At 39.5% G+C, this 25,139-nt stretch carries 29 protein-coding genes and 1 riboswitch; of the genes, 20 read left to right on the top strand and 9 right to left on the bottom strand.

Annotated features, from left to right (window positions below; translation table 11 throughout):
- The first annotated feature begins 73 nt into the window (after positions 1-73).
- Entirely contained in the window at positions 74-1,819 is a 1,746-nt protein-coding gene (locus CW745_RS14305; RefSeq protein WP_101109372.1) for a DEAD/DEAH box helicase, read from the top strand.
- Between the two features lie 21 nt (positions 1,820-1,840).
- On the opposite strand, the gene CW745_RS14300 is transcribed toward CW745_RS14305, so the two are convergent.
- Genes CW745_RS14300 through CW745_RS14290 form a run of 3 tightly spaced genes read right to left on the bottom strand, consistent with a single transcriptional unit; the run spans position 1,841 to position 4,096 of the window.
- Positions 1,841-2,746 carry an inositol monophosphatase family protein gene (locus CW745_RS14300; protein ID WP_101109371.1) on the bottom strand — a complete coding sequence of 302 codons (906 nt, stop codon included), beginning with the start codon at positions 2,744-2,746 and terminating at the stop codon, positions 1,841-1,843.
- A gap of 1 nt (position 2,747) precedes the next feature.
- A complete protein-coding gene (locus CW745_RS14295; RefSeq protein ID WP_101109370.1) occupies positions 2,748-3,743 on the bottom strand; it encodes a phosphotransferase in 996 nt (331 codons plus the stop codon).
- Positions 3,743-4,096: a VanZ family protein gene (locus tag CW745_RS14290; RefSeq protein ID WP_101109369.1), complete on the bottom strand. Its 354-nt coding sequence runs from the start codon at positions 4,094-4,096 to the stop codon at positions 3,743-3,745. The genes CW745_RS14295 and CW745_RS14290 overlap by 1 nt, the downstream gene beginning before the upstream one ends.
- 245 nt (positions 4,097-4,341) lie before the next feature.
- Here CW745_RS14290 and CW745_RS14285 point away from each other — a divergent pair, with 245 nt between their 5' ends.
- The 5 genes from CW745_RS14285 to CW745_RS14265 all read left to right on the top strand — a co-directional run bounded on the left by CW745_RS14285 (position 4,342) and on the right by CW745_RS14265 (position 8,634).
- A complete protein-coding gene (locus CW745_RS14285) occupies positions 4,342-5,358 on the top strand; it encodes a porin (RefSeq protein ID WP_101109368.1) in 1,017 nt (338 codons plus the stop codon).
- 235 nt (positions 5,359-5,593) lie between these two features.
- Entirely contained in the window at positions 5,594-5,848 is a 255-nt protein-coding gene (locus CW745_RS14280; RefSeq protein ID WP_101109367.1) for a DUF2960 domain-containing protein, read from the top strand.
- The gene (locus tag CW745_RS14275) at positions 5,835-6,533 is read left to right on the top strand and encodes a hypothetical protein (RefSeq protein ID WP_101109366.1); all 699 of its coding nucleotides are present in this window, start codon (positions 5,835-5,837) and stop codon (positions 6,531-6,533) included. Before CW745_RS14280 ends, CW745_RS14275 begins: the two co-directional genes overlap by 14 nt.
- Before the next feature lie 125 nt (positions 6,534-6,658).
- Positions 6,659-6,958: an acylphosphatase gene (locus CW745_RS14270; protein ID WP_101109365.1), complete on the top strand. Its 300-nt coding sequence runs from the start codon at positions 6,659-6,661 to the stop codon at positions 6,956-6,958.
- A gap of 59 nt (positions 6,959-7,017) precedes the next feature.
- Positions 7,018-8,634, top strand: coding sequence for a methyl-accepting chemotaxis protein (locus CW745_RS14265; RefSeq protein WP_101109364.1), 1,617 nt, complete (start codon positions 7,018-7,020; stop codon positions 8,632-8,634).
- A gap of 41 nt (positions 8,635-8,675) precedes the next feature.
- Here the strand turns inward: CW745_RS14265 and CW745_RS14260 are convergent, their stop codons facing one another.
- Genes CW745_RS14260 through CW745_RS14235 form a run of 6 tightly spaced genes read right to left on the bottom strand, consistent with a single transcriptional unit; the run spans position 8,676 to position 14,600 of the window.
- Complete coding sequence (locus tag CW745_RS14260) at positions 8,676-8,840, bottom strand: YbaM family protein (protein ID WP_343226087.1); 165 nt, start codon at positions 8,838-8,840, stop codon at positions 8,676-8,678.
- The gene (gene priC, locus CW745_RS14255; RefSeq protein WP_101109362.1) at positions 8,830-9,390 is read right to left on the bottom strand and encodes a primosomal replication protein PriC; all 561 of its coding nucleotides are present in this window, start codon (positions 9,388-9,390) and stop codon (positions 8,830-8,832) included. Before priC ends, CW745_RS14260 begins: the two co-directional genes overlap by 11 nt.
- Positions 9,378-10,157, bottom strand: a complete 780-nt coding sequence (locus CW745_RS14250) for a TSUP family transporter (protein ID WP_101109361.1) — start codon at positions 10,155-10,157, stop codon at positions 9,378-9,380. The genes priC and CW745_RS14250 overlap by 13 nt, the downstream gene beginning before the upstream one ends.
- Positions 10,154-12,226: an ATP-dependent DNA helicase DinG gene (dinG, locus tag CW745_RS14245; RefSeq protein WP_101109360.1), complete on the bottom strand. Its 2,073-nt coding sequence runs from the start codon at positions 12,224-12,226 to the stop codon at positions 10,154-10,156. Before dinG ends, CW745_RS14250 begins: the two co-directional genes overlap by 4 nt.
- A gap of 21 nt (positions 12,227-12,247) precedes the next feature.
- Entirely contained in the window at positions 12,248-12,883 is a 636-nt protein-coding gene (gene narL / locus CW745_RS14240; RefSeq protein ID WP_101109359.1) for a two-component system response regulator NarL, read from the bottom strand.
- Entirely contained in the window at positions 12,876-14,600 is a 1,725-nt protein-coding gene (locus tag CW745_RS14235; RefSeq protein ID WP_238596827.1) for a histidine kinase, read from the bottom strand. Before CW745_RS14235 ends, narL begins: the two co-directional genes overlap by 8 nt.
- 48 nt (positions 14,601-14,648) lie before the next feature.
- A riboswitch (molybdenum cofactor riboswitch) is annotated at positions 14,649-14,790 on the top strand.
- On the opposite strand from CW745_RS14235, the gene moaA reads away from it, so the two are divergent.
- From moaA to modA, 14 genes are all read left to right on the top strand, one after another.
- Positions 14,781-15,761, top strand: coding sequence for a GTP 3',8-cyclase MoaA (gene moaA / locus CW745_RS14230; protein ID WP_101109357.1), 981 nt, complete (start codon positions 14,781-14,783; stop codon positions 15,759-15,761). It overlaps the preceding riboswitch by 10 nt.
- A 252-nt stretch (positions 15,762-16,013) precedes the next feature.
- The gene (napF, locus tag CW745_RS14225) at positions 16,014-16,493 is read left to right on the top strand and encodes a ferredoxin-type protein NapF (RefSeq protein ID WP_101109356.1); all 480 of its coding nucleotides are present in this window, start codon (positions 16,014-16,016) and stop codon (positions 16,491-16,493) included.
- Positions 16,490-16,744, top strand: a complete 255-nt coding sequence (locus CW745_RS14220; protein WP_101109355.1) for a chaperone NapD — start codon at positions 16,490-16,492, stop codon at positions 16,742-16,744. Before napF ends, CW745_RS14220 begins: the two co-directional genes overlap by 4 nt.
- 42 nt (positions 16,745-16,786) lie before the next feature.
- Entirely contained in the window at positions 16,787-19,282 is a 2,496-nt protein-coding gene (napA, locus tag CW745_RS14215; protein ID WP_101109354.1) for a nitrate reductase catalytic subunit NapA, read from the top strand.
- Between the two features lie 18 nt (positions 19,283-19,300).
- Positions 19,301-20,056: a ferredoxin-type protein NapG gene (gene napG, locus CW745_RS14210; protein ID WP_101109353.1), complete on the top strand. Its 756-nt coding sequence runs from the start codon at positions 19,301-19,303 to the stop codon at positions 20,054-20,056.
- Complete coding sequence (gene napH, locus CW745_RS14205; protein WP_101109352.1) at positions 20,053-20,934, top strand: quinol dehydrogenase ferredoxin subunit NapH; 882 nt, start codon at positions 20,053-20,055, stop codon at positions 20,932-20,934. Before napG ends, napH begins: the two co-directional genes overlap by 4 nt.
- 1 nt (position 20,935) lies before the next feature.
- On the top strand, positions 20,936-21,406 hold the full coding sequence (locus CW745_RS14200) for a nitrate reductase cytochrome c-type subunit (protein ID WP_101109351.1): 471 nt from the start codon (positions 20,936-20,938) through the stop codon (positions 21,404-21,406).
- A 15-nt stretch (positions 21,407-21,421) separates the two neighbouring features.
- The gene (locus CW745_RS14195; protein ID WP_101109350.1) at positions 21,422-21,997 is read left to right on the top strand and encodes a NapC/NirT family cytochrome c; all 576 of its coding nucleotides are present in this window, start codon (positions 21,422-21,424) and stop codon (positions 21,995-21,997) included.
- Between the two features lie 67 nt (positions 21,998-22,064).
- Positions 22,065-22,655, top strand: a complete 591-nt coding sequence (locus CW745_RS14190) for a molybdenum cofactor guanylyltransferase (RefSeq protein ID WP_101109349.1) — start codon at positions 22,065-22,067, stop codon at positions 22,653-22,655.
- Positions 22,655-23,170, top strand: a complete 516-nt coding sequence (gene moaB, locus CW745_RS14185) for a molybdenum cofactor biosynthesis protein B (protein WP_101109348.1) — start codon at positions 22,655-22,657, stop codon at positions 23,168-23,170. Before CW745_RS14190 ends, moaB begins: the two co-directional genes overlap by 1 nt.
- 72 nt (positions 23,171-23,242) lie before the next feature.
- Positions 23,243-23,731 (top strand): cyclic pyranopterin monophosphate synthase MoaC, encoded by a 489-nt coding sequence (gene moaC / locus CW745_RS14180; RefSeq protein ID WP_101109347.1) that lies wholly within the window; start codon positions 23,243-23,245, stop codon positions 23,729-23,731.
- Positions 23,728-23,976, top strand: coding sequence for a molybdopterin converting factor subunit 1 (gene moaD, locus CW745_RS14175; protein ID WP_101109346.1), 249 nt, complete (start codon positions 23,728-23,730; stop codon positions 23,974-23,976). The genes moaC and moaD overlap by 4 nt, the downstream gene beginning before the upstream one ends.
- Complete coding sequence (moaE, locus tag CW745_RS14170) at positions 23,977-24,429, top strand: molybdopterin synthase catalytic subunit MoaE (protein ID WP_101109345.1); 453 nt, start codon at positions 23,977-23,979, stop codon at positions 24,427-24,429.
- Positions 24,426-25,139, top strand: a complete 714-nt coding sequence (gene modA, locus CW745_RS14165) for a molybdate ABC transporter substrate-binding protein (RefSeq protein ID WP_101109344.1) — start codon at positions 24,426-24,428, stop codon at positions 25,137-25,139. Before moaE ends, modA begins: the two co-directional genes overlap by 4 nt.

The following is a 25,139-nucleotide window of genomic DNA, read 5'->3' as shown; positions in this document are numbered from 1 at the left end:
AGGTTAGGATAGGTAGCGTCATTATTACGATTTTTTACCCATAGTTCTAATAAATTCTTCCATTTGGAAAACAATGTATACTCTGCGTCCCTATCAACAAGACAGTGTCAACGCGACACTTCATTATTTTCGCAAAAGCAGTGAACCTGCGGTGCTTGCTTTGTCAACTGGAGCAGGTAAAAGTCTTATTATTGCTGAGCTGGCTCGATTAGCACGAGGTCGGGTGTTAGTGTTGGCTCATGTAAAAGAGTTAGTGGAACAAAATCATAAAAAATATGAAAGTTACGATTTAAACGCTTCCATATTTTCTGCAGGCCTAGGGCGGAAAGAGTCAGATCAACAGGTAGTCTTTGCATCGGTTCAATCGATTGTAAACAGCCTTGAGCAATTCACTGAACAGTTTAGTTTATTGGTGATTGACGAATGCCATCGCGTACCCCTTGATGAAAATAGTGCTTATCAGCGGGTTATCAAACACCTGAAAAGTAATAACAGCACTTTAAAAATACTTGGTTTAACGGCAACACCATACCGTTTAGGGTTAGGTTGGATTTATCAATATCATACACGTGGACAGGTACGATCTACAGAGGAACGCTTTTTTCGTGATTGTATTTTTGATCTTCCAATTCGTTTTCTTTTAGATGAAGGCTTTTTAACGCCACCTAAATTGATGGATATGGCGGTATTAAGCTATGACTTCTCTGCTATCAGTCCCTCTAAAGCAGGGCATTATAAAGAGTCGGATCTAGATGGTGTGATACAGAAAGCGAAACGAGCGACACCTTTAATGATAAAGCAGGTGGTAGAACAAGCAAAAGATCGCCTTGGTGTGATGATTTTTGCCTCAACTGTTAGCCATGCACACGAGATAATGAGTTACTTAAGTGACGAAAATGCATCTCTTGTGATCGGAGATACTCCGATTGATGAGCGTGATCGAATCATTACTGCTTTTAAAAATCAGCAGATAAAATATTTGGTAAATGTTTCGGTGCTCACGACTGGCTTTGATGCGCCACATGTTGATTTGATTGCTATTTTACGTCCAACGGCCTCTTTGAGCTTGTATCAGCAAATTGTCGGGCGAGGGCTTCGTTTATCTGAGGGTAAAAAGGATTGCTTGGTGATGGAGTTCGCTGGTAATTGTTATGATCTCTATCAGCCTGAGCTTGGCGAACCTAAGCCCAATAGTGAAAGTGAGATGGTTACTATTCCTTGTCCTGCTTGCCAGTTCAATAATAACTTTTGGGCCAAGGTAGATCCGGCTGGTTTTGTTATTGAACACTACGGGAGACAGTGTCAAGGTTACAAGTTAGGTGAAGATGGTATCCGGGATATTTGTGGTTATCGTTTTCGCGCTAAAATTTGTGAGTCATGTGGTGAAGCGAATGATATTGCAGCGCGGCGTTGCGGTGGTTGCGATCATGTCTTAGTTGATCCGGATAAAAAATTGCGTGAAGCGATGAACTTAAAGGATGCCATGATTTTAAAATGTGTCGATATGCAGTTAGTTGCCACTAAAAATCGCTTCGACAAGCTACAACTAACCGTTAGTTATTTTTCTGAGGATAATTCAGAGATTAAACAGGTTTGGCAACTTTCGACTGTCGCGCAAAAAAAATTGTTTTTACGACAATTTATCCAGCCTCATTTAATTGATAGGCATCGACCTTTTATCGAAAGTGCGCCAACGAAAGTGATTCGAAATCAACATCGATTACGTCACCCTGATGTTGTTATCGCTCATAAAGAGGGGCGATTTTGGAAAGTGCGTGACAAGCTTTTTGATTTAGACTTTTATCAATCAGAGAGCTAATTGTTGAAAATTCGTAGTGGGTTAATTTTTTAGCAAATTAACCACTGCTTCACCGATAATGTTATCAGAGGCAAATAACACTCCTTTTTCATTCATATAATAACTATCACGTTGGTTTAGTGTTAACGGCTGACCATTAATATCACTGACCCAAGCTTCAAGCGTATGACTAATGCAGGCTGTACCACTAAAGTCCCATATTGCACCACCTCCTTGATGCGCTTTGGGTAATTTAATATAACAGGCAGGGCAATTTTCTAGGGACATTAAAGCATTAACCACTGCACCATGCCCACTTATCACCTGTAAGTCTGATAAATCTAATTTTGGTAAAAGCCCCGTCAATTGTTGCAAAAGCCTTTTGTACTCGACAGTGTTTAAGAAGCTTTGATCGAAATATAGGTGTAATGATTGTCTGTGTTCGTTGCTTTTGGGTTTAAATGGCTGGCCATTTTTTAAGACTTGCGCTGTTTGGTGTTGATTAAACTTAATCTGATAGCTGGTATCAGAAGCGGGGAGATAAATAGCACTTAAAATTGGGTTACCTGCTTGAGAAACTAATGCGACTGACACTGCATACCCATCTCTTCCTTCAATAAAAGGCAGAGTACCATCGAGAGGATCGATACACCAAAATGCTTGCTGAGTTAAGCGAGGGTGTTCATTGATTGGCATATATGAGCAGTTTTCTTCACTGAGTAAAGCAATATCATATTGTGTACAGCTCGCTTGCAAGGTTTTGATGAGCAATGCTTGGCATTGCATATCGACTTCGGTTACAACTTGTGAGCTTATACTACTGCCACAGTTTTTATGTTGAGTGTGTAGCTGTTTTCGATCATATTGTTTGATGTATTTACCGGCTAATGAAACTGCACTTAATGCAAGATCACTTAACTGATTGAGCTGCTCGAAGGTTAGGTTCATTTCAGCCTTCCAATTTATTGAGTTCAGTTAAGCTATCGAGTGCTTGTAATGTCAGCGTTTCAGTGTAGTCGTTTATTTTCCAATGATTGGGAGACCATCCTTTAACAAAACGTTGAAAATCAGCCCATGCAATTGCATACAGGGGCCGCCAAGCATCTGTTAATTGTTGACCATTAAACTCTGTATTGACGGTTGCTTTTTGTAGTGCTTCAAAATAATGATCCACTAAAATAGGGGCTAATTGCGCACAATGCTCTGGGATAACGGCACTACTAATAAATAGAATCACATCCTTCATGCCACAACCTTGGCCCACATATTGAAAATCAACAGCGGCTACCTGCTCCCCATTTTCAGAGAAACAGAAATTGGCTAGTTTGGCATCACCATGAATAAGGGTTTGGTATGGTGTTTGTGCAAGGCATTGATCCAGTGAAATAGCTGCTTTTTTAAGTGCTTTGTCCTGTAAAACATGCAACTCGTCTGGACGTGTAGCTAAGTGCCAATAGCTACCTGTTGGCCATAACCCCGCTGGTTTTTTTTGTAAATGTATTACGTGAAATTGCGCTAGCCAACTCAAACAAGTTTTTGCCTCTGTTAATGAACAGTGCTTTTTTACACGAGGGAAGCCTGCCACACTAAGATCTTCTAACACTAATACTTGTTGTCGTTCAGATTGATCAATCCATAAACAGCGAGGTACCCGACAGTCAGTTTGTTGTAGCTTGTTAGCATAATGCTGATACCAATAAGATTCAATTTGATAAGAGTTTAATTTTCGTTGATGGGAGATAGCAGTATTCCAACCCTTAGGGTGTCTGTTGGGCTGAGGTGTATTGATAAGCTTAATAACCAGTGATTTGTGGACACCCTGAGAAAATGAAACACGTATTAGTTGCCCGTATCCTCCCCAAACTCCTTGGATGAGTTCAAGGTGGTTTATTTCATCACTTTTATTAAGCTGTAATAATTTTTTTTCTAACGCTTGTGAGATCATTATTGTTTGATAATTTTATTGGTAATTATTGCGCCTAAATAACCAACTATTAAGCCAATACAGTTAGCTATCATGTCTAGCCACTCGCCATAGCGATTAACATAGGGCTGAATGAGTTCAATTGCACCACTCCATGCAACAAAGAGTAATGCTATCCATCTCCACTGTTTTGGCTTTGCCAGAGCAACGGGAAAATAGAGCGCAGCATATGCAAAAAAGTGATGTGCTTTATCACTACCTGGTGCCTCGGGAAGGTGTGTTAGGGGGGTTAAAGAAAGGACGGTAATGAGCGCTAAAATAACGGTACTAATAAATAGCCAATAACGTTTAATAATTTGAATAATAAGCTTCATAAGGTGCCTTGAATGGATGAGTAGAACACGAATAGGAGGATGTTAATTACAACGCAGTATAGTAAACCAAAACATTGAAATAAACGGTTGTCTTTACATTAGTCATCGTTTTTTGGTGGTATTTATTTGGTATTTGCTATGTTTCTATCTAAAAATGCTTTTGCTACTGTCCTGCTCGAGACAAATTGATTCTCACAAAGTTCCATCCTTTTTATACTTTCTTAGAAAATAGGTTTTAAATAGATATGAAAAAAACATTACTTGCTAGCGTTATCCCTGCAATGCTATTCAGCAATGCAGGTTCTGCCACAGAGTTATATGCAGATGAAGTGAATACTTTTTCTGTAGGGGGACATATCTCAGCGGGTCTAGTTGGGTCTGAGCAAGGAGATACCGGTGTAAACTCTGTTTCTCCGCGAATTAACTTTGCTGCTACACGTGATTTAGGGAATGGATTTACTGCCGATGCGCTTGTTGAATGGAGCGTTAATATGGAAGGTGGCGAGCAAGCGTTAAGTACGCGTTTAGGGTACCTTGGTTTAACGCATGATAGTTACGGTGAGATGGTTGTGGGAACACAGTGGGCCCCCACTTATGATATAAATGGTCTTGCAGATATACCAATTGCGTTTGCAAACGAGAATTTATATAACAGTGATATGGGGAAGCTAGCAACAGGTCGAGCTGATGATATGCTGAGCTATCGTAACAGTTTCAGCCTATCATCTGATATGGCAATTAATATTGGTGTCGCGGCTCAAGGCGCACAATCAACCGACACTGATGATTATGATGCGCGTTACCAAGCAGCACTATCTTTAAATTTTTCTGCTTTTACCATCGGTGCAACTTATAATGCTGGTGATGTTCAGTACCAGTCGGAAAACCGTAAAGAAAATGCGACGGTTACAAAAGTGGCCGCTAAATATGGTACTTACGGTCAAGGATTATATGTCGCTGCAATATACGGAGAAAGTGAGTTTGCTTACCGCCCTGGAAGCGACACAGTGTATGCAGAAAGTAGTGATATCGAAGCGCTTATTGCTTACGCATTCGAAAACAGTCTTAATATCAGTTTAAACTACGAAGAGATGAAGGATGACATCGAAAAACATACTTTATTAAATCAGACTGCGTTACAAGTTGAATATAACTTTGCACCCAATGTAATAGGGTACGCAGGTTACCAAGTGGATTTAGGTACTGATCTTTCAAATAAAAAAGATAATATGTGGATGATTGGTGCACGTGTTTTCTTATAATTAAGCTCCATTTAAAAAGTTGATAGCTAAGGTGCGAAGGATTGTACCTGATTAGAGTTTTTCAATTAGTTAGCTCCTCACTACATACTTTATCCATCATTTTTTGTTCATTATTAGTTCCTTCTTCCTTTAATATAAACTTCAGTATTATTTGCCTTGCCGTGTATAAAAGTTAGCGTAATATGTATTCTACAATGGAATAAAATGTCAACAGACAAAATATAAAGGGTAATAAATGGCACGTAAAGTGACTTATGTTTTTAAAAAACAGCGTAAAACGATGCAATTTTCTTATGGTGTGTACCACGATATTTACGAAGCTGTTGCTGATGCAGAAGGGATCGACTTAACGCAGTTCTTGGAGATGGAAAAACAGTTAGCGATGAGTTGCCGTGGTCAAGGTATCCTTAAAAACCATCGAAAAAATGAGTTCGAACGTATGGGCTTTTCTGAAATTAAGTTTCTTCGTGATGAAGATGAGTCAAAGTGATTTAAGTGTGTCTAGCGTTGCACGTGCTAGTACTGCTGAAGAATTAGACTATTTGCAACACTTGTTGCAACGTGCCATGACTCCTCGAAAACGGTTGTTAAAAGCGACCCTTAATTTTTTGGTTTTATGGGGGTTTAGCTTATTGGGGTTATTAATGGTCAGTGGCATTGCAAGTTATCTTGCGCAATATAGCCAAATTCTGACCAATTTTTTGGCACTTCCTTATTTAGCATGGTTGTCGGTTATCGCCAGTGGATGTTATGCATCATTTAGCTCTTATCGTTGGTTACAAAAATTAGATAATCCTTACCCTCTAATTTTAAAAGATATAAACACACAGCAGGTAATTGAAGAAACCTACCATGTCCAAGCAGTAACACGCCTTCAGGAGCCTGAGTTTGGTGGATTTATCTACTGTTTAAAAGTGGATGAAAAAGCGGTATATGTTATTTATGACTATGAGAGTCAGAGCAACAAAAAACATGTTTTTCCAGTTTTCGAAACACTTATATTAAACAGAGCGTTACATAGTGGTCATTATCTAAGCCATCAATTTAAAGGCCAGCCACTTGTTTGCTCTGAAACCTTAAGTCTTGCGCTCCCACCTGATAAATGGCCATTGCCTGAAACATGGCTACCACAGACTTGGTCAAATTTAAAAAAGCATGTAACTAACGCATCATAACCATACTGAGATTCGTTTATTGTCATTAATATTGACTATTGTCATCTTTTAAAGGTGCAAAATGGGAACGGTCTACTATTCTTACTGTTTAGTTAATAAATCATTGTTTTAGTAGGAAATAGAACATGGAAGAGCAAGACATTCAATACGTTTACAAAGCGATAGTCAAAGGCAAAGTTCAGGGTGTTGGTTTTCGCTATTTTACATCGAAACAAGCTAAACGGTTTAATGTCTTAGGGCATGCGAAGAATTTACAAGATGGCTCAGTAGAGGTTTTGATGTTAGCAAAAAAGGCATCGCTACTCAGCTTAATTCAGTGGCTAGAAAATGGCCCTGAAACTGCAATTGTAGAATCATTTGAAGGTGAGTTCATTGATGTAACAGAAATAGGGGATGAAAAACCAAGCGGTTTTTCCTGCCTTTAAAAACAATATAAGACATATCCAAAAAAACAATTTTTACCACTTATACAAGGAATTTATCAGTGTCATTTACCATTAAACAAAAAGTATACTTTTTCGTTATCTTCTCGTTTTTATCGATTTTATTTATCGGTTATAGCGGTATCTCTCTCTTAAAACAGGAGATGTATGAAGATAGAAAAACGCAGGTAAAAGTACAAATTGAGTCCATTGAAGGCATTTTAAAAACTTATCATCGTAAAGTGAAGACGAATGAATTAACACTACAGGAAGCCCAAGATGCATTTTACGAGTATCTCCCTGAGATGCAATACAGTGGTAATGGTTACTTCTTTGCATTCACTACAGATATGATTTTAAAAGCGACACTTAAGGGTAAAAAAACCGGTGGTAACGTTGCCATGGTCAAAGATGCTAATGGCCGGTATGTTTATCAAGATATCTATAATGGTACCAAAGTTGGTGGAGATAGAGGCTACACCGCATACCAGTTCCAACAGGTCGCAAATGGACCTGCGGAAGATAAAATTTCTTACGCCTTACATTTTAAACCTTGGGGCTTGGTCGTCGGTACCGGCATCTATATTAGTGATATTAATAAGAAAGCAACAGATTCAATCATCGAAATGGCAATCATTGTCTCTTTGATGGTATTGGTATTGTCTTTTATTGGCTGGAAAATCATTAGCGCAGTAATATCTCCGATTGGTAATATTCAAAAGGTGATGGCGAAAGTGGAGGCTGGTGATATCACGCAACGACTCGAAGGGCATGGTAAAGATGAACTTGGCCTATTAAGCAGTTCCATTAATGCGATGCTTACTGAGTTTCATGCACTACTGACCAAGTTATCTAACTCATCAACAGATTTAACCACTGCCTCCGATAGTTTATCTGTTATTGCACAACAAACGAATCGGGGCGTGAATAAACAAACGCAAGAGATTCAAACGGTAGTTAGTGCAATAGAACAGATGTCATTGACTGTGAAAGAGGTGGAAGGAAATACTTTAACGGCATCGAATACAACACAAGAAACCAGCGATATGATTAGTGATGCCAGTTTGATGGTCGCAGAAACAATGCAACTTGTTGATAACGCATCTGGCAAAATAGATCATGCTGGGCAAGTGGTGGAAGAGCTTAAAGAGGGATCATCTGAAATTGCGAAGGTACTGAGTGTGATCACTGCTATTTCAGATCAAACTAATTTATTAGCATTAAATGCCGCGATTGAAGCTGCGCGAGCAGGTGAAGCGGGACGTGGTTTTGCCGTAGTTGCAGATGAAGTCAGAAGTCTTGCCCATAGCACACAAAACTCAACGGTGGAAATTCAAAAAATTATTGAGAAACTACAGTCTCTTTCACAAACAGCCTCGCAAAGTATGACTGAGGGTAAAGTAGCAGCTAAGCAAACCAGTGAGGCCGCTATTAATACGGATGAAAAGCTAAAATTAGTGGTGCAACATGTTGCGCATATTAATGATATGACAGGTCAAATTGCTTCTGCGACTACTGAGCAAGCCGCTGTTGCTGACGAAGTTGCACGCGCAATGGTCAGTATTAGTGATATATCAGTAGAAACTGAGCAGGCAAGTGAGCAGACCAAGGTGGAGAGTTTAAATGTGAAATCGCTTTCTGAAGATGTAGATCGACGTATTGAACGTTTTACAATTTAAGGGGGGATGTTAACTCATTATCATAGCAGATAGCACAGTCATTAATCCGACTGTGCTTTTTTTTGGAAGTCATTTAATACAATCTGCAACGCTTCAATCGCTGTTTTATTGTCGATATGATTAACCTCTAGTAACTCGATTAAATCTACCGCTAGCTGAACGGCTGGTGGTGCTTCGGCTAAGCTATGTTGCGCTTCACTCATCATTTATCTCCTCAAGTTGAAACTCTAATTTTTGGGTAAATGTATTACATTTATGAAAGCGTACTTTTAACGCCTCAATCTTCTCTTTGATATAGCCACGTTCACAGTTCGGGTCGCTCGCTAGTATCTCTTCCTGCTCAGCAATCATCGTAAGCAAACGGTGTTCATACTCAGACTGCTTTTGTAATTGTTGAAATATCTTCTCTTTAGGGGATGAGTAAGATTTATAAAGTAGATCACCTTTGCCTTGTTCAATCGATTGAACCAGTTGTAATAGTAACTGAAATTGGATGACAAACTGTTCACATTCAATCTTTATGAGTAGATCTGGGCGATTTTTATCGATGCTTGTCTGTAATGAGCGCAGTGTTTGTTCTATCTGTTCAAGATAACCTAGTAGCGTTAAACTGCGTTTTGAAAACTGATGCGCTTCAAAAACAAAGCAACGATTCTCTGTCTGTGTCAGTTGACTGTCTATTTGTTGGCAACGTACCTTTAGCGCTTTTAGTTGTACTTTAAGTGGCGCAATGGAGTGCTGATTTAACTGAACCATGCACTGTAACCTAATTTAAGGGCCATAATCATGACGATAAGAATAAATATTGGACGGATGAATTTGGCTCCAAAATGAATCGCAGAATGTGCGCCAATAAACGCGCCTAGCATTAAGCAACCGCCCATGGTTAGCCCGATAATCCAATTAACTTCACCAAAGTAGATAAATACCAGTAACGATGTAAAGTTACTGATAAAGTTCATCGACTTCGCGACGCCACTTGCGAGTAAAATATTAAGTTTATATAAGCGCATATTGGAAATAACCCAAAATGCACCTGTACCAGGCCCTGCATAGCCATCATAAAAACCAAGTAGTAATCCCTGCAAACGTTGTTTAATTTTTAACTGACTATCTGGCAAAGGTAAGCTATCACCATCTTGCTGTTGCATGCGATTAAACAGGCTGTATAACGCGACAAAAAGTATAATCAATGGCAGTAACTTTTCTAACCATTCAGGGCTTATAAAGTTGACTAATATTGTTCCTATCAGCGCACCAATAAAGGTGCTGTAAAGGCTTTGTTTCCAAAAACTAGGGGTAAATAATTGTTTTTTAAAATAGGTATAAGCGGCTGTACCAGAAGCAAAACATGCTGATAGTTTGTTCGTGCCCAAGGTTAAGTGAGGCGGTAAACCTAAGCTTAATAGAGCTGGTACGGTGAGCATTCCCCCCCCTCCGACAATCGCATCTATGAAGCCAGCGAGCAATCCAATGCCTGCTAATAATATCCAAGTACTCGGATCAAGTAGTACTTCTGTCATGATTTATGTTGCTCAAATTTAATAGTGAAAGGAGGCAGTGCGTCTAAAAGACCTTTACCGTAACGTTTTGTTTTGACACGTTTATCTAAAATAGTGATTTTTCCATTATCTTGCTCTTTACGAATTAATCTCCCACAAGACTGGATAAGTTTTTTGCTGGTTTCTGGGATGGCTAGCTGCATAAATGGATTACCACCTTGTGATGTTATCCACTCTGAATGTGCTTCTTCGACGGGAGAGTTTGGCACTGCAAAGGGGAGTTTGGTAATGATTAAATTGGTCAAGTAGTGCCCAGGAAGATCCAAGCCTTCAGATAAACTACCTGTTCCAAATAAGATCGATGTTAAGCCTTTATCACAACGTAGCTTATGATCTTGAATCAATTGACTACGTGATAATACTCCCTGAACAAGAAGTGCTTGTCCATACTTTTTAGCAAGTTTATCGGCCACTAAATTCATCTGCCAATAGGAAGCAAATAATACCAAATTTGCTTGCTTGTCTTCGATTAAGCTTTCAATTTTATCAACTAACTCACTGTCAAAATCATTTTGCGTGGGTTCATTTTGCATATCGGCAACAATCAGATCGACACTTGGATAATCAAAGGGCGACTTTAAGCGTAAGTATTGAGTACCATCATCATTTCGTAGCCCGCTTTGGCGTTTGAAATAGTCAAAGCTATTCAAGGAAGTAAGTGTCGCTGAGCATACAATAACGCCGGCAGCCTGAGACCAAAGCATATATTCAAGCAAGCCACCGACTTCAATCGGTGAAGCATGCAGGCTTAATTCATTATTTTCATTGTCGACCCAAGCCGCGATAGGAGGATGTTTGTCAGAGCGCTCCTTAGTCAACATTTTACTGAGATTGAATATATTTTCGAAACGTTGCAGGGAAAGTCCAACCTCAATCAGCAGAGGCTCTGCATCACGAGGTTTAATGTTATCGTCTTTGATCTCTTCATCAATGATTGAAGCTAGCTTGTTAAGTGCTGCCAGACCCTTTTTACTCTCTAGTTCAACGTTATTAACAATGTTTAATAGCGAATCGGGTAATTCTCCGAGTTCAAAGCGACATTGATTTTCTTCACCAATAAGCTGCGGGTTATCTCTGAAAAAGTGTTCTATTTTTTTAAATGATTGCTCCAACTCAACACCGCTTTCTAATAAATTTAAACATGGAGTGATAGTGGTGTGTTTATTAATATTTTTTGAAATATGCTGGTTAAGTGGTTTTAGCTTTTTTAGCCAATCCTGAGCGATTTTTAAATTAGCTGATGCGCTGGCAAAGTCCCGCGATATTTTGGGCAGGTGGTGTGCTTCATCAAGAACATAAAAGCATTGATCAGGATCTGGTAGAATAACACCTCCTCCTAATTCAAGATCAGCAAGTAACAGCGCATGGTTGACTACAATAACATCGGCTTTATTAATATCGTCACGTGCACGATGAAAGGGACATTGACGATGATTAGAAAGCGCACGTTTACAGCTAAACTTATCAGAAGCAATATGTTGCCAAATACGATTAGGAATAGGTGTAGGCCAACTATCTCGATCTCCTTGCCATTTTCCTGCAAGGTAAGCTTGTGTTAGGCGCTTTAATAATGCCATATCACCGAGTTTAGGCTTCTCTTCAAATAGCGCTATTTGACCATTCTCTCCCTTTGGGTCTTGTGTCGCTAATAATTTATGCTCACAACAGTAACGATGTCGACCTTTAGCTAATGTAAAACTAAATTTATAATCGCTATGCTGAAGAAAAAACGGCAGATCTTTATTAATCAACTGTTCTTGTAGCGTGATGGTCGCTGTCGAGATGATTAATTTTTTGTTATTTGCCTGTGCAACTGGGAGTCCGGCGAGAATATAGGCTAATGATTTTCCGATGCCTGTCCCTGCTTCTGCCACTAATATGCGACGCGATTTCTCATATTCACCAGAAAGTACTTTTGCAATTTCTGCAACCAGATAATTTTGTGCTTTGCGCTTTGCAAAATTAGGCAAAGCTTGAGTTAATTTATCATACCCGTGTCGGATCTGTTTTTTTACTGTATCTGAAAGCATAAATTCCGAACTGGTTAGAGGTTATTTGGGTTGCTGTAGGTATAGTACGGCAGCTTCAACGCGTGATTTTACGGCAAGTTTTTTAAGTAAGCTTTTAACATGTACTTTTACCGTACCTTCAGAGATATGTAAACTCTCGGATATCTCTTTATTACTTAAGCCTTTGGCAACTTCACTAATAATTTGTTGTTCACGCTTAGTGAGGTTAGCTAATTTTTCACGAACATTATCTTCATCATCAAGTTCGTTTAAAAACTCAGAGAGCTTTTCGGTGACGATAAGTTTGCCAGATAATACCTTAATGATATTTTCTAGTAGTTGTTCTGGCTCTGAATCTTTTAATAGGTAACCATCAGCACCCTGATTGATCATAGCAATGACATCCTGTTTGTTATCGCTAACAGTTAAAATAATAATCTTAGCGGGACAGTTATCTTTTCTAAGTGCTTTAAGAGTCTCCAGACCAGAAATCCCCTGCATATTATAATCGAGTAAGATTAAATCTGGGTGTACTTTCTTGGCATAACTTACTGCCTCAATACCATTGGTTGCCTCTGCTACCACATGAAAGCTTGGCTCAATAGATAGTAACTGTTGGATCCCTTTGCGCATGAGTGGGTGGTCATCAACTATCATAACTCGTGTTAAATTAGGCATTTTCTGCTCCTTGATTAAGTATTGCATTTTTGTAAGGGAAAATTAGCTTAACTTCTGTTCCTTTGGTTAAGCTAGTAAATGAAAGTGTTGCACCTAATTCATCTGCACGTTGTTTCATGATAGATAGCCCATAATGGTTATCTTTGTCACTATTATCAATGATCCCCAATCCGTCATCAATAATACTAATCCATACCTTATGCTGATCGGTAATAATGCATGAGATATCGATATGGGCACATTCAGCGTGTTTAATGGCATTAATAATGGCTTCACGGACAATTTGTAACAAATGAATGTGTTGGCTGGCATCGGTGTAAAAATGTGTTTCAAATTTCTTGATTGAGATGACTGCACTAGTTTGTTTTTGCAATGTTTTTATCATCACGGTCATCGCTTCTTTAAAATTTGATTCTGTAACATTTAAGCGAAATGTTGACAGTAATGAGCGTAGTTGAATGTAAGCATCAGAAACAGCCTCTTCAATGTGGCTAATAGTTTGCTGTGCTTGTTGCTGCTCTGATGCATTGACTTGGCGATGTAATAGCGTACATTGAATTTTTAAAAATGAGAGCGATTGGGCGATAGAGTCATGAAGCTCGCGTGCAATAATACTTCGTTCTTCCATCAGTAATATCTTTTGCTCTTGTAAGCTATGCTCTTCTTGATATAGGGCTCTGGCGACAAGACCAGTGAAGCTTTCGATGAGCGCATGTTGTTCCTGTGATGGGCTTATCAACACATAGTTTAGATGTCCGTAAGGTTTACCATTAATAATAATAGGAATCCGTTGCATCGCTTCATCAACAACAGCACACCCTTTTTCGCTAGTGATAAATGTACCGTTATTAAGTTCTAAACAGAGCTTATTTAAGTTTGCATGTTTCGCTAATGCATTTAAGGCATGATAAAGAATCGGAGAGGTGAGTTTAACGGTGCTTAACTGCTGTGAAATAGAGTAAAGAAATTCAATCGTTTGATGGGCTTTCTCAAGTGCAATGGTTTGTTCAGAGACTTGGGTCTTCATTGTGCCAATCAAATGGTTTAACTCATTTGCAGTATCTTTTATTCCCTGAGACAGCACACCTATTTCATTGTTAGAGTGAGGAAAAGCGAGATTGAAACGATGGGATTTTATGGCGTTGACATTTTTTACTAACTGTTTAATTGGCTCAACTATCTGTTTTTTTGAATACAAGAAAAGTGTAATACCGACCAACATAATTAATAAAAAACTGAACACTTCTGCAAGGTAGATAATATGCATTTTTTTAGTAGCAAGAATTTGGTACTGCCCAATAATATCATCTAAAGCATCATTAAAAGCGGGTAACAGTTGCTCTGTTTGTGTGAAACGACGTTGGTCAATGGTGCTTTGAATCTCTTGCCATTGCTTGGCAAGATCTTGATTGGCATTATTTATTTGATGTGTATTAAACCAAGAACTTTCAAAAAATGCTCGCTCAGGTAGTTGTACATTAGCCTGTTTAACAATATATGACATATCTTGTGGGTGATAATGTGCTGCATACAGTAAGCCACTGGTGGATGTTTTCAGATTATTAAGTTTATTGATGATTTTAATATTGTCGATATGACTATCGAAGGTAGTGAATACGCTTATAATATGAACAGCAGATATAATAAGGATCAACAAACAAGCGTTGGTGATCACTTTTACAACAGAATGCGAGTGAAAAGGTAGACTAATTTTCATGGCTAATAGAGAATAAATAAAGAATTTAAATGTAACATAGTGTTTACATATTCAATACAGCTCCGAGCTTAATATCGCTAAGTTTTTCTAATATGTGAATTAAGCCGCTTAACGTAAAAAATGTTAAGAAGGGTAAAGTGGGAAACTGCTTTGCCTCCCGTGTTTGGAAAGGAACTAGAAATGCAACAACTTAAAGATAACTTCAATCGTAAGTTTGAATACTTGCGCCTGTCGATCACCGATGAATGTAATTTTAAATGTAATTATTGCTTGCCCGATGGCTACCAACGTAGCCACGATAATCAATTTTTATCTCATCAAGAGATAAAACATTTGGTTGCTGCTTTTGCCGAATTAGGTACTAAAAAAGTGCGTATTACTGGTGGAGAGCCTAGTTTACGAAAAGATTTTCCTGATATTATTAAATCAGTTTCTGAGGTGGAAGGCATTGTTAAAGTGGCCACTACCACCAATGGCTTTCGTTTACAAAAAGAAGCACAACATTGGTTTGATGCAGGGCTTGGGGCTATTAATGTCAGCGTAGATAGTTTAGACCCAAAGACATTTCATCTTATTACTGGAAAAAATATTTTTCAGAAAGTGATGGATGGCGTGAGTGCTTGTATCGAAGCTGGCTATCAACAAGTTAAGATAAACAGCGTGTTATTGCGTGGTCAAAATGATAAAGACTTAGATCTTTACATTGATTGGATAAAAACACAGCCGATTCAACTCCGCTTTATTGAATTGATGCAAACGGGGGATAATGCGGAATTTTTTAAGCAACATCATCTTTCTGGTTTATGGATAAAAGAGAAGCTACTAAGGCAAGGCTGGGTTCAAAAGACCGCTTTAAGCCATGATGGGCCAGCGCAAATATTTAGTCATGAGGACTATCAAGGTGAAGTGGGGTTAATCATGCCCTATAGTAAAGATTTTTGTAAAGGCTGTAATCGTTTGCGCGTTTCATCTGTAGGTAAATTACATCTATGTTTGTTTGGTGAAAAGGGTATTAATTTACGTGATTTGTTAACAGATAGTTCGCAAAAAGAGGCATTAAAAAGACGTATTATTTCAGCCTTAGATGATAAAAAAGAGAGCCACTATTTACAGCTAGGGAATACCGGTATTACTCCTCATTTAGCTTCAATCGGTGGCTAAATAATATTCAAGCATTGTAATAACCACCTATATTTAGGTAGTTATTGCAATGACTTACAGAGTAGTTAAAAACATATTCACTCTTTTTCTTTTCACTCTTTTCGATACTCTAATATTTTCTTGATACACATCAACAAATAGTTTTATTTCACTCCTCATTTTATCTTTGTCTGCTATGGTTTGTAACAAATTCGAATCCCTTACAACCTGTTGTTAACCTTTTATTAACAACAATTTATTTAAGGTTATTGTGTGAAGTTTGATGCTAATAAACGCAGTCTTTTCCGTGTGAAAAAAGAGATAACGATAGATAACTTATTACCTTGGGTAATTGATGCTGACGTTTTTTTGGATAAATGCAGTCAATGCGGGGATTGTATAAACGCATGCCCTGAAAAAATAATTATTAATGGAGATGGTGGCTTTCCGACGATCAATTTTGAACTCGGGGAATGTGATTTTTGTGGTCTCTGTGCAGAAAGCTGTAAAGAGCCTATATTTAGTGCAGTTACTGAAGTGCCTTGGCAAAAAAAAGCATTAATCAATGAGACCTGCCTGGCAAATCAAAATATTTATTGCCGTAGTTGTGCGGAAAGTTGTGAGTCACAGGCATTAACTTTTCAAATTGGCATCAATGCTGTCCCGAAAATTGACCTACAGTTATGCACTGGATGTGGTGCCTGTGTTGCACCTTGCCCTGTTACCGCAATTGATGTTAAGGAATTAAAATGAAACCTGAAGAGTTACATGTATCTAGCTTAATAGTACATGTGAATATCGAAAAAGCAGACAAGATAAAGGCGAGTATCAACTTGCTGGATGGGGCTGAAGTGATCACTATTTCACCACAGGGCAAAGCAATTGTCGTACTCGAAGCTGCAAATCAACGCATTATTATGGAAGTTATTGATGCGATCAATGAGTTAGACGGTGTCATCAATACTGGCCTTGTTTACCATGAATTTGAAAAAGCAGAAGTATAACTAAGATTTTAAACGATAGTTTAAAGACAGTGAGGAAGTAACATGAAATTTACCAGACGTGAATTTATGAAAGCACAGGCAGCCACATCAGCGGCCGTTGTTGCTGGCATAACATTGCCTGCCTCTGCAAGCAATTTAATTGCAAGTAAAGATGCAAGTAAAATTAAATGGGACAAGGCACCGTGTCGTTTTTGTGGTACCGGATGTAGCGTACTAGTAGGAACACAAAATGGCAAAGTAGTCGCTACGCAGGGGGATCCTGATGCGCCGGTAAATAAAGGCCTTAACTGTATTAAAGGTTACTTCCTGTCTAAAATTATGTATGGCAAAGACCGATTAACTACACCGTTACTGCGCATGACAGATGGTGTTTATGATAAAGAAGGGGACTTTGCACCTGTTTCATGGGATGTTGCCTTTGATGTGATGGCGGATAAATTTAAAGCTTCCCTAAAAGAGAAAGGGCCCACATCGGTAGGCATGTTTGGCTCAGGTCAATGGACTGTAATGGAAGGTTATGCTGCTTCTAAATTGATGAAAGCGGGTTTTCGTTCAAATAACTTAGATCCTAATGCTCGTCACTGTATGGCATCTGCCGTGGTCGGTTTCATGCGTACCTTTGGTATTGATGAACCGATGGGGTGTTATGATGATCTTGAAAATGCTGACGCCTTTGTTTTATGGGGCTCAAACATGGCAGAGATGCATCCGATACTTTGGTCTCGTTTAACAGACCGTCGCTTAAGTAGCCCAGATGTTAGTGTACATGTACTTTCAACTTATACACACCGCTCCTTTGAACTTGCTGATAATGGCATGATTTTCACCCCTCAATCAGACTTAGCTATCTTAAACTTTATTGCTAACTACATCATACAAAATGATGCGGTAGACAAAGAGTTTATCAACAAACACACTAACTTCCGTAAAGGCGCGACTGATATCGGTTATGGGCTTCGTCCTGAGCATCCTTTACAACAAGCTGCTGAAAATCCAGATTCTGGTGCATCAACACCGATGACCTTTGATGAGTTTGCCAAATATGTCTCTGAATTTGATATCGATTACGCGGTTAAAATGTCAGGTGTACCTGCTGAAAAGCTTATTAAGCTGGCCAAAGTGTATGCTGATCCTAAGGTAAAAGTGACCTCTTATTGGACAATGGGTTTTAACCAACATACCCGTGGGTCATGGGCTAACAACCTTATGTACAACATCCATCTTCTAACCGGAAAAATTTCTAAACCAGGCTCTGGTCCTTTCTCTTTAACAGGCCAACCTTCAGCATGTGGTACAGCACGTGAAGTGGGGACGTTTGCGCATCGTTTACCTGCAGATATGGTGGTTGCAAATCCGAAACATCGCGCCATTGCTGAGAAAATTTGGAAGTTACCTGAAGGCACTATCCCACCTAAACCTGGCTACCATGCGGTATTACAAAATCGTATGTTAAAAGACAGTAAGTTAAACGCTTATTGGGTGATGTGTAATAACAATGTACAGGCTGGGGCTAATATCAATGAAGAGATTATTCCGGGTTACCGTAACCCTGATAACTTTATCGTTGTTTCTGATCCGTACCCAACGGTAACTGCACAAATGGCTGATCTTATTTTACCAACGGCTATGTGGGTGGAAAAAGAGGGAGCCTATGGTAATGCCGAGCGTCGTACACAATCTTGGTATCAGCAAGTGGAAGCACCAGAAGGAGCTAAATCAGACCTTTGGCAGCTCATGGAATTTGCTAAGCGCTTTAAAATTGAAGAAGTATGGCCTGAAGAGTTAATTGCCAAAATGCCAGAAGTACGCGGTAAGACTATGTTCGATGTACTTTATCGCAACGGCAATGTTGATGCATTTGGGATGGATCAGGTCCGTGAAGATAAACTTAATGATGAATCTCATCACTTTGGCTTCTACGTACAAAAAGGCTTGTTTGAAGAATATGCCCAATTTGGCCGCGATCATGGGCACGATTTAGCGCCCTATGAAGATTATCATAAATCACGTGGTCTTCGTTGGCCGGTAGTTGATGGCAAAGAGACACTTTGGCGTTTCCGCGAAGGGTACGATCCTTACGTCGCAAAAGGCAGTGAAATGCAGTTTTACGGTAAGCCTGATAATAAAGCGGTCATCTTCGCCTTACCTTATGAAGCGCCACCAGAAGTGCCTGATAAAGAATATGATTTATGGCTCAGTACTGGCCGTGTTTTAGAGCACTGGCATTCGGGCTCAATGACGCGACGTGTTCCTGAGTTATATCGCTCATTCCCTGATGCGGTTGTCTTTATGCATCCTGATGATGCTAAATCTCGGGGCTTGCGACGTGGTGACGAGATTGTGATGGCATCTCGTCGTGGTGAGTTAACTTCTCGTGTGGAAACGCGTGGTCGTAATCGTCCGCCGAAAGGCTTGGTCTTTATGCCCTGGTTTGATGCTAAGCAATTAACCAATAAGCTGACGCTTGATGCAACATGTCCGCTCTCTAAGGAAACGGATTATAAAAAGTGCGCGGTTAAGATAATTAAAAAAGCTTAACGCGGTCGTTGATAAGCAATGAGTAAGCTTTCGCAACGCAGAAAAACCCGACGCCAATTTCTTGTAGATGCAAGTAAAGGCGCCTGTGGTGTAGGATTTATGGGTTTAGGATTGGCAGGGTATTCAAATCAAAGTCAATCATTTAACCCACAGATGCTACGTCCTCCCGGTGCGCTCAGTGAGATGGATTTTCAGTCTGCCTGTGTGCGTTGTGGTTTATGTGTTGAAGCTTGCCCTTATGATATTTTGCAATTAGGACGACTTTTTCAACCCATTGCAACGGGCACTCCCTATTTCTTAGCGCGCACTAATCCCTGTGAAATGTGTGAAGATATTCCCTGTGTCGTGGCGTGTCCAACCGGCGCGCTGGATCCTTCACTTGATAATATTGATGATGCCAGAATGGGCTTAGCGGTCTTAATTGATCAGGAAAATTGTTTGAATTTTCAGGGGCTTCGTTGTGATGTTTGCTATCGCGTTTGCCCTGTGATCGACAAAGCGATCACGCTTGAGGTACATCGTAATGCGAGAACAGGTCACCATGCTGTTTTTATTCCAACGGTACATTCAGATGCGTGTACCGGTTGCGGTAAATGCGAGGAGTCTTGCGTGCTTGAGCAAACTGCCATTAAGGTGTTACCTAGAGATATCGCTAAAGGTGAGTTAGGAAAGCATTATCGCTGGGGCTGGAAGGAAAAAGAGGACGCTGGTGGATCGTTATTAACAGAGCCAATATTAGATTTACCTGATCGCGTGCCTGAGGTGTTGAAATGACAGCAACACATCAATTAGGCGAGGAGGCGATAGCAAAAAAAGGGTGGCTGTTAGCTAATCGATTTTTATTGCTACGTAGGTTCGTACAAATTTCGATACTAAGTTGCTTTCTAACTGGGCCTTTAGTGGGAATTTGGATTTTAAAAGGTAATTTAAGTTCAAGCATATTGTTTGATGCTATTCCTTTTAGTGATCCGTTTGTGCTTTTACAAAGTGTGTTTTCGGGGCATCTGCCTCTGTTTCAAGCATTGCTAGGTGCCGTGATTGTATTGTTTTTTTATTTCGTCGTTGGCGGGCGTGTGTTTTGTTCATGGGTTTGCCCTGTGAATTTAGTGACAGATGCAGCCGCTTGGTGTAGACGAAAACTAAAATTACGTAAAGAAAAAGTGTTAAGCAATCAGTGGCGCTTTTGGATACTGGCAATGGTGATGATATTGCCACTGTTTACTGGTGTGATGACATGGGAACTGGTTAACCCTGTTTCTGCATTGCATCGCGGTCTTTTTTTTGGCATGGGGCTAGGATGGTTATTATTTTTAATGATTTTCCTGTTTGATTTACTTGCCGTGGAAAATGGATGGTGTGGGCACCTTTGTCCGATGGGGGCATTTTACGCCATTATCAACAAAGTAAGCTTCATTAAAGTCGATGCAATAAACCGTGATAAATGCACAGATTGCCTTGATTGTTTTAATGTTTGTCCTGAGTCTCAAATCTTAAAGGGGCCAGTTCATGGTGAAAAAAAAGGGATCAGTACGTTAGTTAATGATATGCGTTGTACAAATTGTGGTCGCTGTATTGATGTTTGTGCAGAAGATGTTTTTATAATTACTACCGTTTTTAGCGGTAAAAATAGCCTCGCAAAGGTGGAGAGATAAAATGAAAAAATTGCTAACAGCTATTATGGCAGCAGGGATTGTAGCGTTAACCACATCACCTGCATGGAGTGAAGACGGTGACGATATCATGTCTAATAACGGTGGTGTTTCATCCTTAAGAGGACAGGTTGAAATATCGACAGTTAATAAATCGGAACCTTTAAAGCGAGTGCCACGAGATCAAAATACAATCGATCGAAATTATGTTCAGCAACCGCCTATGATCCCGCATACTATCCGCGGTTACCAAGTTAATTTAAGTGCTAATAAGTGTCTTTCTTGCCATAGTTTTAAAAATGCCGGTGAAATGGGAGCGACAAAAATCAGTGTGACACATTTTGAAGACCGCGATGGAACTACGCTTTCTGATGTTTCACCACGTCGTTACTTTTGTTTGCAGTGTCATGTAACACAAGCGGATGCAAAACCATTGGTTGAAAATACTTTCCAACCTGTCGATTCGCTCAAATAAGTTAGGGGTAAATTTATGCTAAAGCTATTAAAACGTTTATGGCTAATTATGAAGTCTCCCTCTTCTGCTGCAATGGGGTTTGTTTTATTGCTTGGCTTTATGGGCGGGATTATCTTCTGGGGTGGCTTCAATACTGCAATGGAAGCGACTAATACAGAAGCCTTTTGTGCTGGCTGCCATGCTCCAATTGTAAAAGAGATCAGAGAGACAATTCATTATTCTAATCGTTCTGGTGTCCGTGCTATTTGTAGTGACTGCCATGTTCCCCATAATTGGACAGACAAAATCATTCGTAAAGTCCAAGCCTCTAAGGAATTAGTCGCTTTTGCGATGGGGACAATCAGTACTGAAGAGAAGTTTCAAGCACGACGAGGGCATCTCGCTCATCGAGAGTGGCAACGGATGCAAGAAAATGATTCGCAGGAGTGTCGCAACTGTCATCAATTTGATTTTATGGATTTCAGCGAACAAGGAGCACGCAGTGCTAAACAACACTCAACGGCACTTGCTTCAGGCGAAAAAACCTGTGTAGATTGTCATAAAGGTATCGCACATCAACTTCCTAATATGGAAGGGATTGAAGGTTGGTAAAATAGCGATACTATAAACGATTAAACTTAAGGGGCTTTAGCCCCTTTTTACTGTTAGGAAACTAAGATTGAAAATAGCTGGAGTAGTATTGGCTGGTGGCTTGTCATCGAGGATGGGACAAGATAAAGCGACACTTTTATTGCAACAGAAAACATTATTGACGCGTAATGTAGAACTGCTCAATATGCTGAATTTAAACGCGGTTCTTGTGAGTGGGGATTATACAGGTTTTCAGTGTATCCAAGATAACTATCATTCATTGGGCCCCCTTGGTGGTATTCAAGCTTCTTCTCAAGTGTTAATTGATGGCTATGATGCAATGCTAATAATTCCTGTCGATATGCCACTACTGAGTATTAAAGAGTGTGAATATTTGTTACAGCAGTTTAAAAAATACCCACAAGGTGTTTTTTATGAACAAGTAACCTTTCCGATGATCTTACCGTTATCGTCTAAGCTAACAAAATATTTATCAGAAGCTTTAGCTTCGCCACATAACAAGCAACGTTCCCTGTATCGTTTGCTAAAAACACTTAAACTACAAGCCATTAATTATCAGGCGAAATCCCATTTTCGTTTTAAAAACAGTAACACTCCTGAAGAGTGGGCAGATTGTTTAACCCTATTTAATACATTACAACGTAGCAAGGAATTATGATGAGTCACCTCAGTGTTAAAAAGTTTACCCCATCTAAAATGGCCGTATTGACTGTCTCTGATACACGCAATGAAGAGACTGATACTTCAGGGAAATATTTAGTAGATGCATTAACAGAATCTGGGCATCAACTGGCCGATAAAAAAATCGTCATTGACTGTCCATATAAAATCCGAGCCATTGTTTCTCAGTGGATTGCTGATGAGAAAATTGAGGCAATTTTAGTGACTGGTGGGACAGGTTTTACTTCTCGAGACACAACGCCAGAGGCAGTATCGGTATTATTTGATAAACAAGTGGAGGGTTTTGGAGAGTTATTCCGACACGTTTCATATCAAGAGATTGGCTCTTCTACGATTCAAAGTCGCGCCATTGCTGGCTTTGCTAATAAAACGGTTATCTTTTGTATGCCGGGTTCAACAGGCGCGTGTAAAACAGCTTGGACTAAAATTATTAAAGAGCAGATGGATTCAACACATAAGCCTTGCAATTTTATGCCTCACATTGGTTTGTGATTAATACATCTTATCAATCCAGTCATTCTTTTTTGTATCAGTACACAATATTCAAAGGTAACTATTAATAAAATGGAAAGTAAATTTACCCATATTAATCAAGATGGAAAAGCTAATATGGTGGATGTCACCGATAAAGTTGTGACACAGCGAGAAGCTATTGCAGAAGCTTTTATTGAAATGTCACCCGATACGCTAGCTCTTATTATGAATGGCGATCATCATAAAGGAGATGTGTTTGCCACAGCACGTATCGCCGGAATCATGGCTGCTAAAAAAACATCGGATGTAATACCTTTGTGTCATCCTTTAGCGTTAACTAAAGTAGAAGTAGAGCTAACGCCTCAGCCTGAGCATAACCGAGTTCGCATACAAAGCTTGTGTAAACTGTCAGGTAAGACCGGGGTTGAGATGGAAGCATTAACAGCTGCTTCCGTTGCTGCCTTAACAATTTATGATATGTGTAAAGCGGTGCAAAAAGATATGGTGATATCACAAGTGCGACTGTTGAAAAAAACAGGGGGTAAATCAGGCATATTTACAGCGGGTGATGAATTATGATCAAGGTGTTATTCTTTGCTCAATTACGTGACCAATTGGGGACTGCAGAGCTTAACGTGAACAGTTCTGAAAATACGACTGTGCAGGATTTATTGGATAACTTGATAAAAGATAATAAAGATTGGCAAATCGCCCTCTCAAGTAAAACAATCATGGTTGCGGTTAACCAAGTAATGAGCGATAAAGCTACTCGATTAAAGAGTGGGGACGAAGTGGCTTTTTTTCCTCCTGTAACAGGAGGTTAAATGATTAAAGTACAACAACAAGACTTTAATCAACAAGTTGAATATGACAGTTTACGTCAAAGTAGTCGTACAGGAGCTGTGGTTACCTTTACTGGGCTAGTCCGTGATATAAATCAAGGAGAACAGATAAGCACATTGACCTTGGAGCATTATCCTGGAATGACAGAAAAATCCCTGATTGAGATTGTTGAGCAAGCTAAAGCGCGCTGGTCAATTATAGATGTGAGAGTGATTCATCGAATAGGTAAATTACAGCTGCTTGATCAGATTGTCTTTGTAGGGGTTGCTAGTTTGCATCGTGGTGATGCATTTGCCGCCTGTGAATTTATAATGGATCATCTGAAAACTGGCGCTCCATTTTGGAAAAAAGAGACAAATCATCTAGGGGAATCTTATTGGGTAGATGCTCGAGAATGCGATCAAAACGCCTTGAAAAAATGGGGTTTTAAATGATCCGTTTATGCGCTCTTTGCTTCGTTTTGTGTGTTTTTCCTGTTCATGCGACATTGAAAATTGCAGTGGCAAGTAATTTTAAGACGACTTTAAATGAGATTGTTTTACTTTATGAGGCGCAATCAGATCAAAAAATATTTGTTTCCAGTGGCTCTACGGGGATTCTCTATAACCAAATTAGTCATGGTGCACCATTCGACCTTTTTTTATCTGCCGATAGCGACCGTGCCAAGCGTATCGAAGACTCTGGATTAGGGGTTGAGGGATCTCGTTTTACCTATGCGCAGGGAGTATTAGCTTTCTGGCACCCGAACAGTGCGAGCAATATCGATAAGTACAGTTTACTGAGACTAAAAGGTCGGATTGCAATTGCAAACCCTAAGCTAGCTCCTTATGGATTAGCAACACAGCAAGCACTTAAAAGTTTACAACTCTGGTCAAAGCTCTCTTATATCAAAGGTAATAATGTTTCACAAACCTATCAGTTTATCGATACAGGGAATATTGAGTCCGGCTTTGTCGCCTTGGCTTTACTCCTGCAAAATAGCCAAAAAAATTATTATATTGTACCAACTGATACTTACCAACCTATATTACAACAAGGTGTTATTCTTACTAACAGTAAAAATAAACTCGCTACGCAACAGTTTGTAGATTTTTTAACATCAGATAGTATAAGGCAATTGATACGTAGCAAAGGGTATTTGTAA

Origin of the sequence: Psychromonas sp. psych-6C06, assembly GCF_002835465.1 — a bacterium.
Taxonomy (GTDB): Bacteria; Pseudomonadota; Gammaproteobacteria; order Enterobacterales; family Psychromonadaceae; genus Psychromonas.
This window is presented reverse-complemented; position numbering and strand designations above follow the sequence as displayed.

Bases quoted from the DNA above. Each gene is read 5' to 3' on its own strand.
- CW745_RS14305 (WP_101109372.1), top strand. From the start codon at position 74: ATGTATACTCTGCGTCCCTATCAACAAGACAGTGTCAACGCGACACTT.
- CW745_RS14300 (WP_101109371.1), bottom strand. From the start codon at position 2,746: ATGAACCTAACCTTCGAGCAGCTCAATCAGTTAAGTGATCTTGCATTA.
- CW745_RS14295 (WP_101109370.1), bottom strand. From the start codon at position 3,743: ATGATCTCACAAGCGTTAGAAAAAAAATTATTACAGCTTAATAAAAGT.
- CW745_RS14290 (WP_101109369.1), bottom strand. From the start codon at position 4,096: ATGAAGCTTATTATTCAAATTATTAAACGTTATTGGCTATTTATTAGT.
- CW745_RS14285 (WP_101109368.1), top strand. From the start codon at position 4,342: ATGAAAAAAACATTACTTGCTAGCGTTATCCCTGCAATGCTATTCAGC.
- CW745_RS14280 (WP_101109367.1), top strand. From the start codon at position 5,594: ATGGCACGTAAAGTGACTTATGTTTTTAAAAAACAGCGTAAAACGATG.
- CW745_RS14275 (WP_101109366.1), top strand. From the start codon at position 5,835: ATGAGTCAAAGTGATTTAAGTGTGTCTAGCGTTGCACGTGCTAGTACT.
- CW745_RS14270 (WP_101109365.1), top strand. From the start codon at position 6,659: ATGGAAGAGCAAGACATTCAATACGTTTACAAAGCGATAGTCAAAGGC.
- CW745_RS14260 (WP_343226087.1), bottom strand. From the start codon at position 8,840: ATGATGAGTGAAGCGCAACATAGCTTAGCCGAAGCACCACCAGCCGTT.
- priC (WP_101109362.1), bottom strand. From the start codon at position 9,390: ATGGTTCAGTTAAATCAGCACTCCATTGCGCCACTTAAAGTACAACTA.
- CW745_RS14250 (WP_101109361.1), bottom strand. From the start codon at position 10,157: ATGACAGAAGTACTACTTGATCCGAGTACTTGGATATTATTAGCAGGC.
- dinG (WP_101109360.1), bottom strand. From the start codon at position 12,226: ATGCTTTCAGATACAGTAAAAAAACAGATCCGACACGGGTATGATAAA.
- narL (WP_101109359.1), bottom strand. From the start codon at position 12,883: ATGCCTAATTTAACACGAGTTATGATAGTTGATGACCACCCACTCATG.
- CW745_RS14235 (WP_238596827.1), bottom strand. From the start codon at position 14,600: ATGAAAATTAGTCTACCTTTTCACTCGCATTCTGTTGTAAAAGTGATC.
- moaA (WP_101109357.1), top strand. From the start codon at position 14,781: ATGCAACAACTTAAAGATAACTTCAATCGTAAGTTTGAATACTTGCGC.
- CW745_RS14220 (WP_101109355.1), top strand. From the start codon at position 16,490: ATGAAACCTGAAGAGTTACATGTATCTAGCTTAATAGTACATGTGAAT.
- napA (WP_101109354.1), top strand. From the start codon at position 16,787: ATGAAATTTACCAGACGTGAATTTATGAAAGCACAGGCAGCCACATCA.
- napG (WP_101109353.1), top strand. From the start codon at position 19,301: ATGAGTAAGCTTTCGCAACGCAGAAAAACCCGACGCCAATTTCTTGTA.
- napH (WP_101109352.1), top strand. From the start codon at position 20,053: ATGACAGCAACACATCAATTAGGCGAGGAGGCGATAGCAAAAAAAGGG.
- CW745_RS14200 (WP_101109351.1), top strand. From the start codon at position 20,936: ATGAAAAAATTGCTAACAGCTATTATGGCAGCAGGGATTGTAGCGTTA.
- CW745_RS14195 (WP_101109350.1), top strand. From the start codon at position 21,422: ATGCTAAAGCTATTAAAACGTTTATGGCTAATTATGAAGTCTCCCTCT.
- moaB (WP_101109348.1), top strand. From the start codon at position 22,655: ATGAGTCACCTCAGTGTTAAAAAGTTTACCCCATCTAAAATGGCCGTA.
- moaC (WP_101109347.1), top strand. From the start codon at position 23,243: ATGGAAAGTAAATTTACCCATATTAATCAAGATGGAAAAGCTAATATG.
- moaD (WP_101109346.1), top strand. From the start codon at position 23,728: ATGATCAAGGTGTTATTCTTTGCTCAATTACGTGACCAATTGGGGACT.
- moaE (WP_101109345.1), top strand. From the start codon at position 23,977: ATGATTAAAGTACAACAACAAGACTTTAATCAACAAGTTGAATATGAC.
- modA (WP_101109344.1), top strand. From the start codon at position 24,426: ATGATCCGTTTATGCGCTCTTTGCTTCGTTTTGTGTGTTTTTCCTGTT.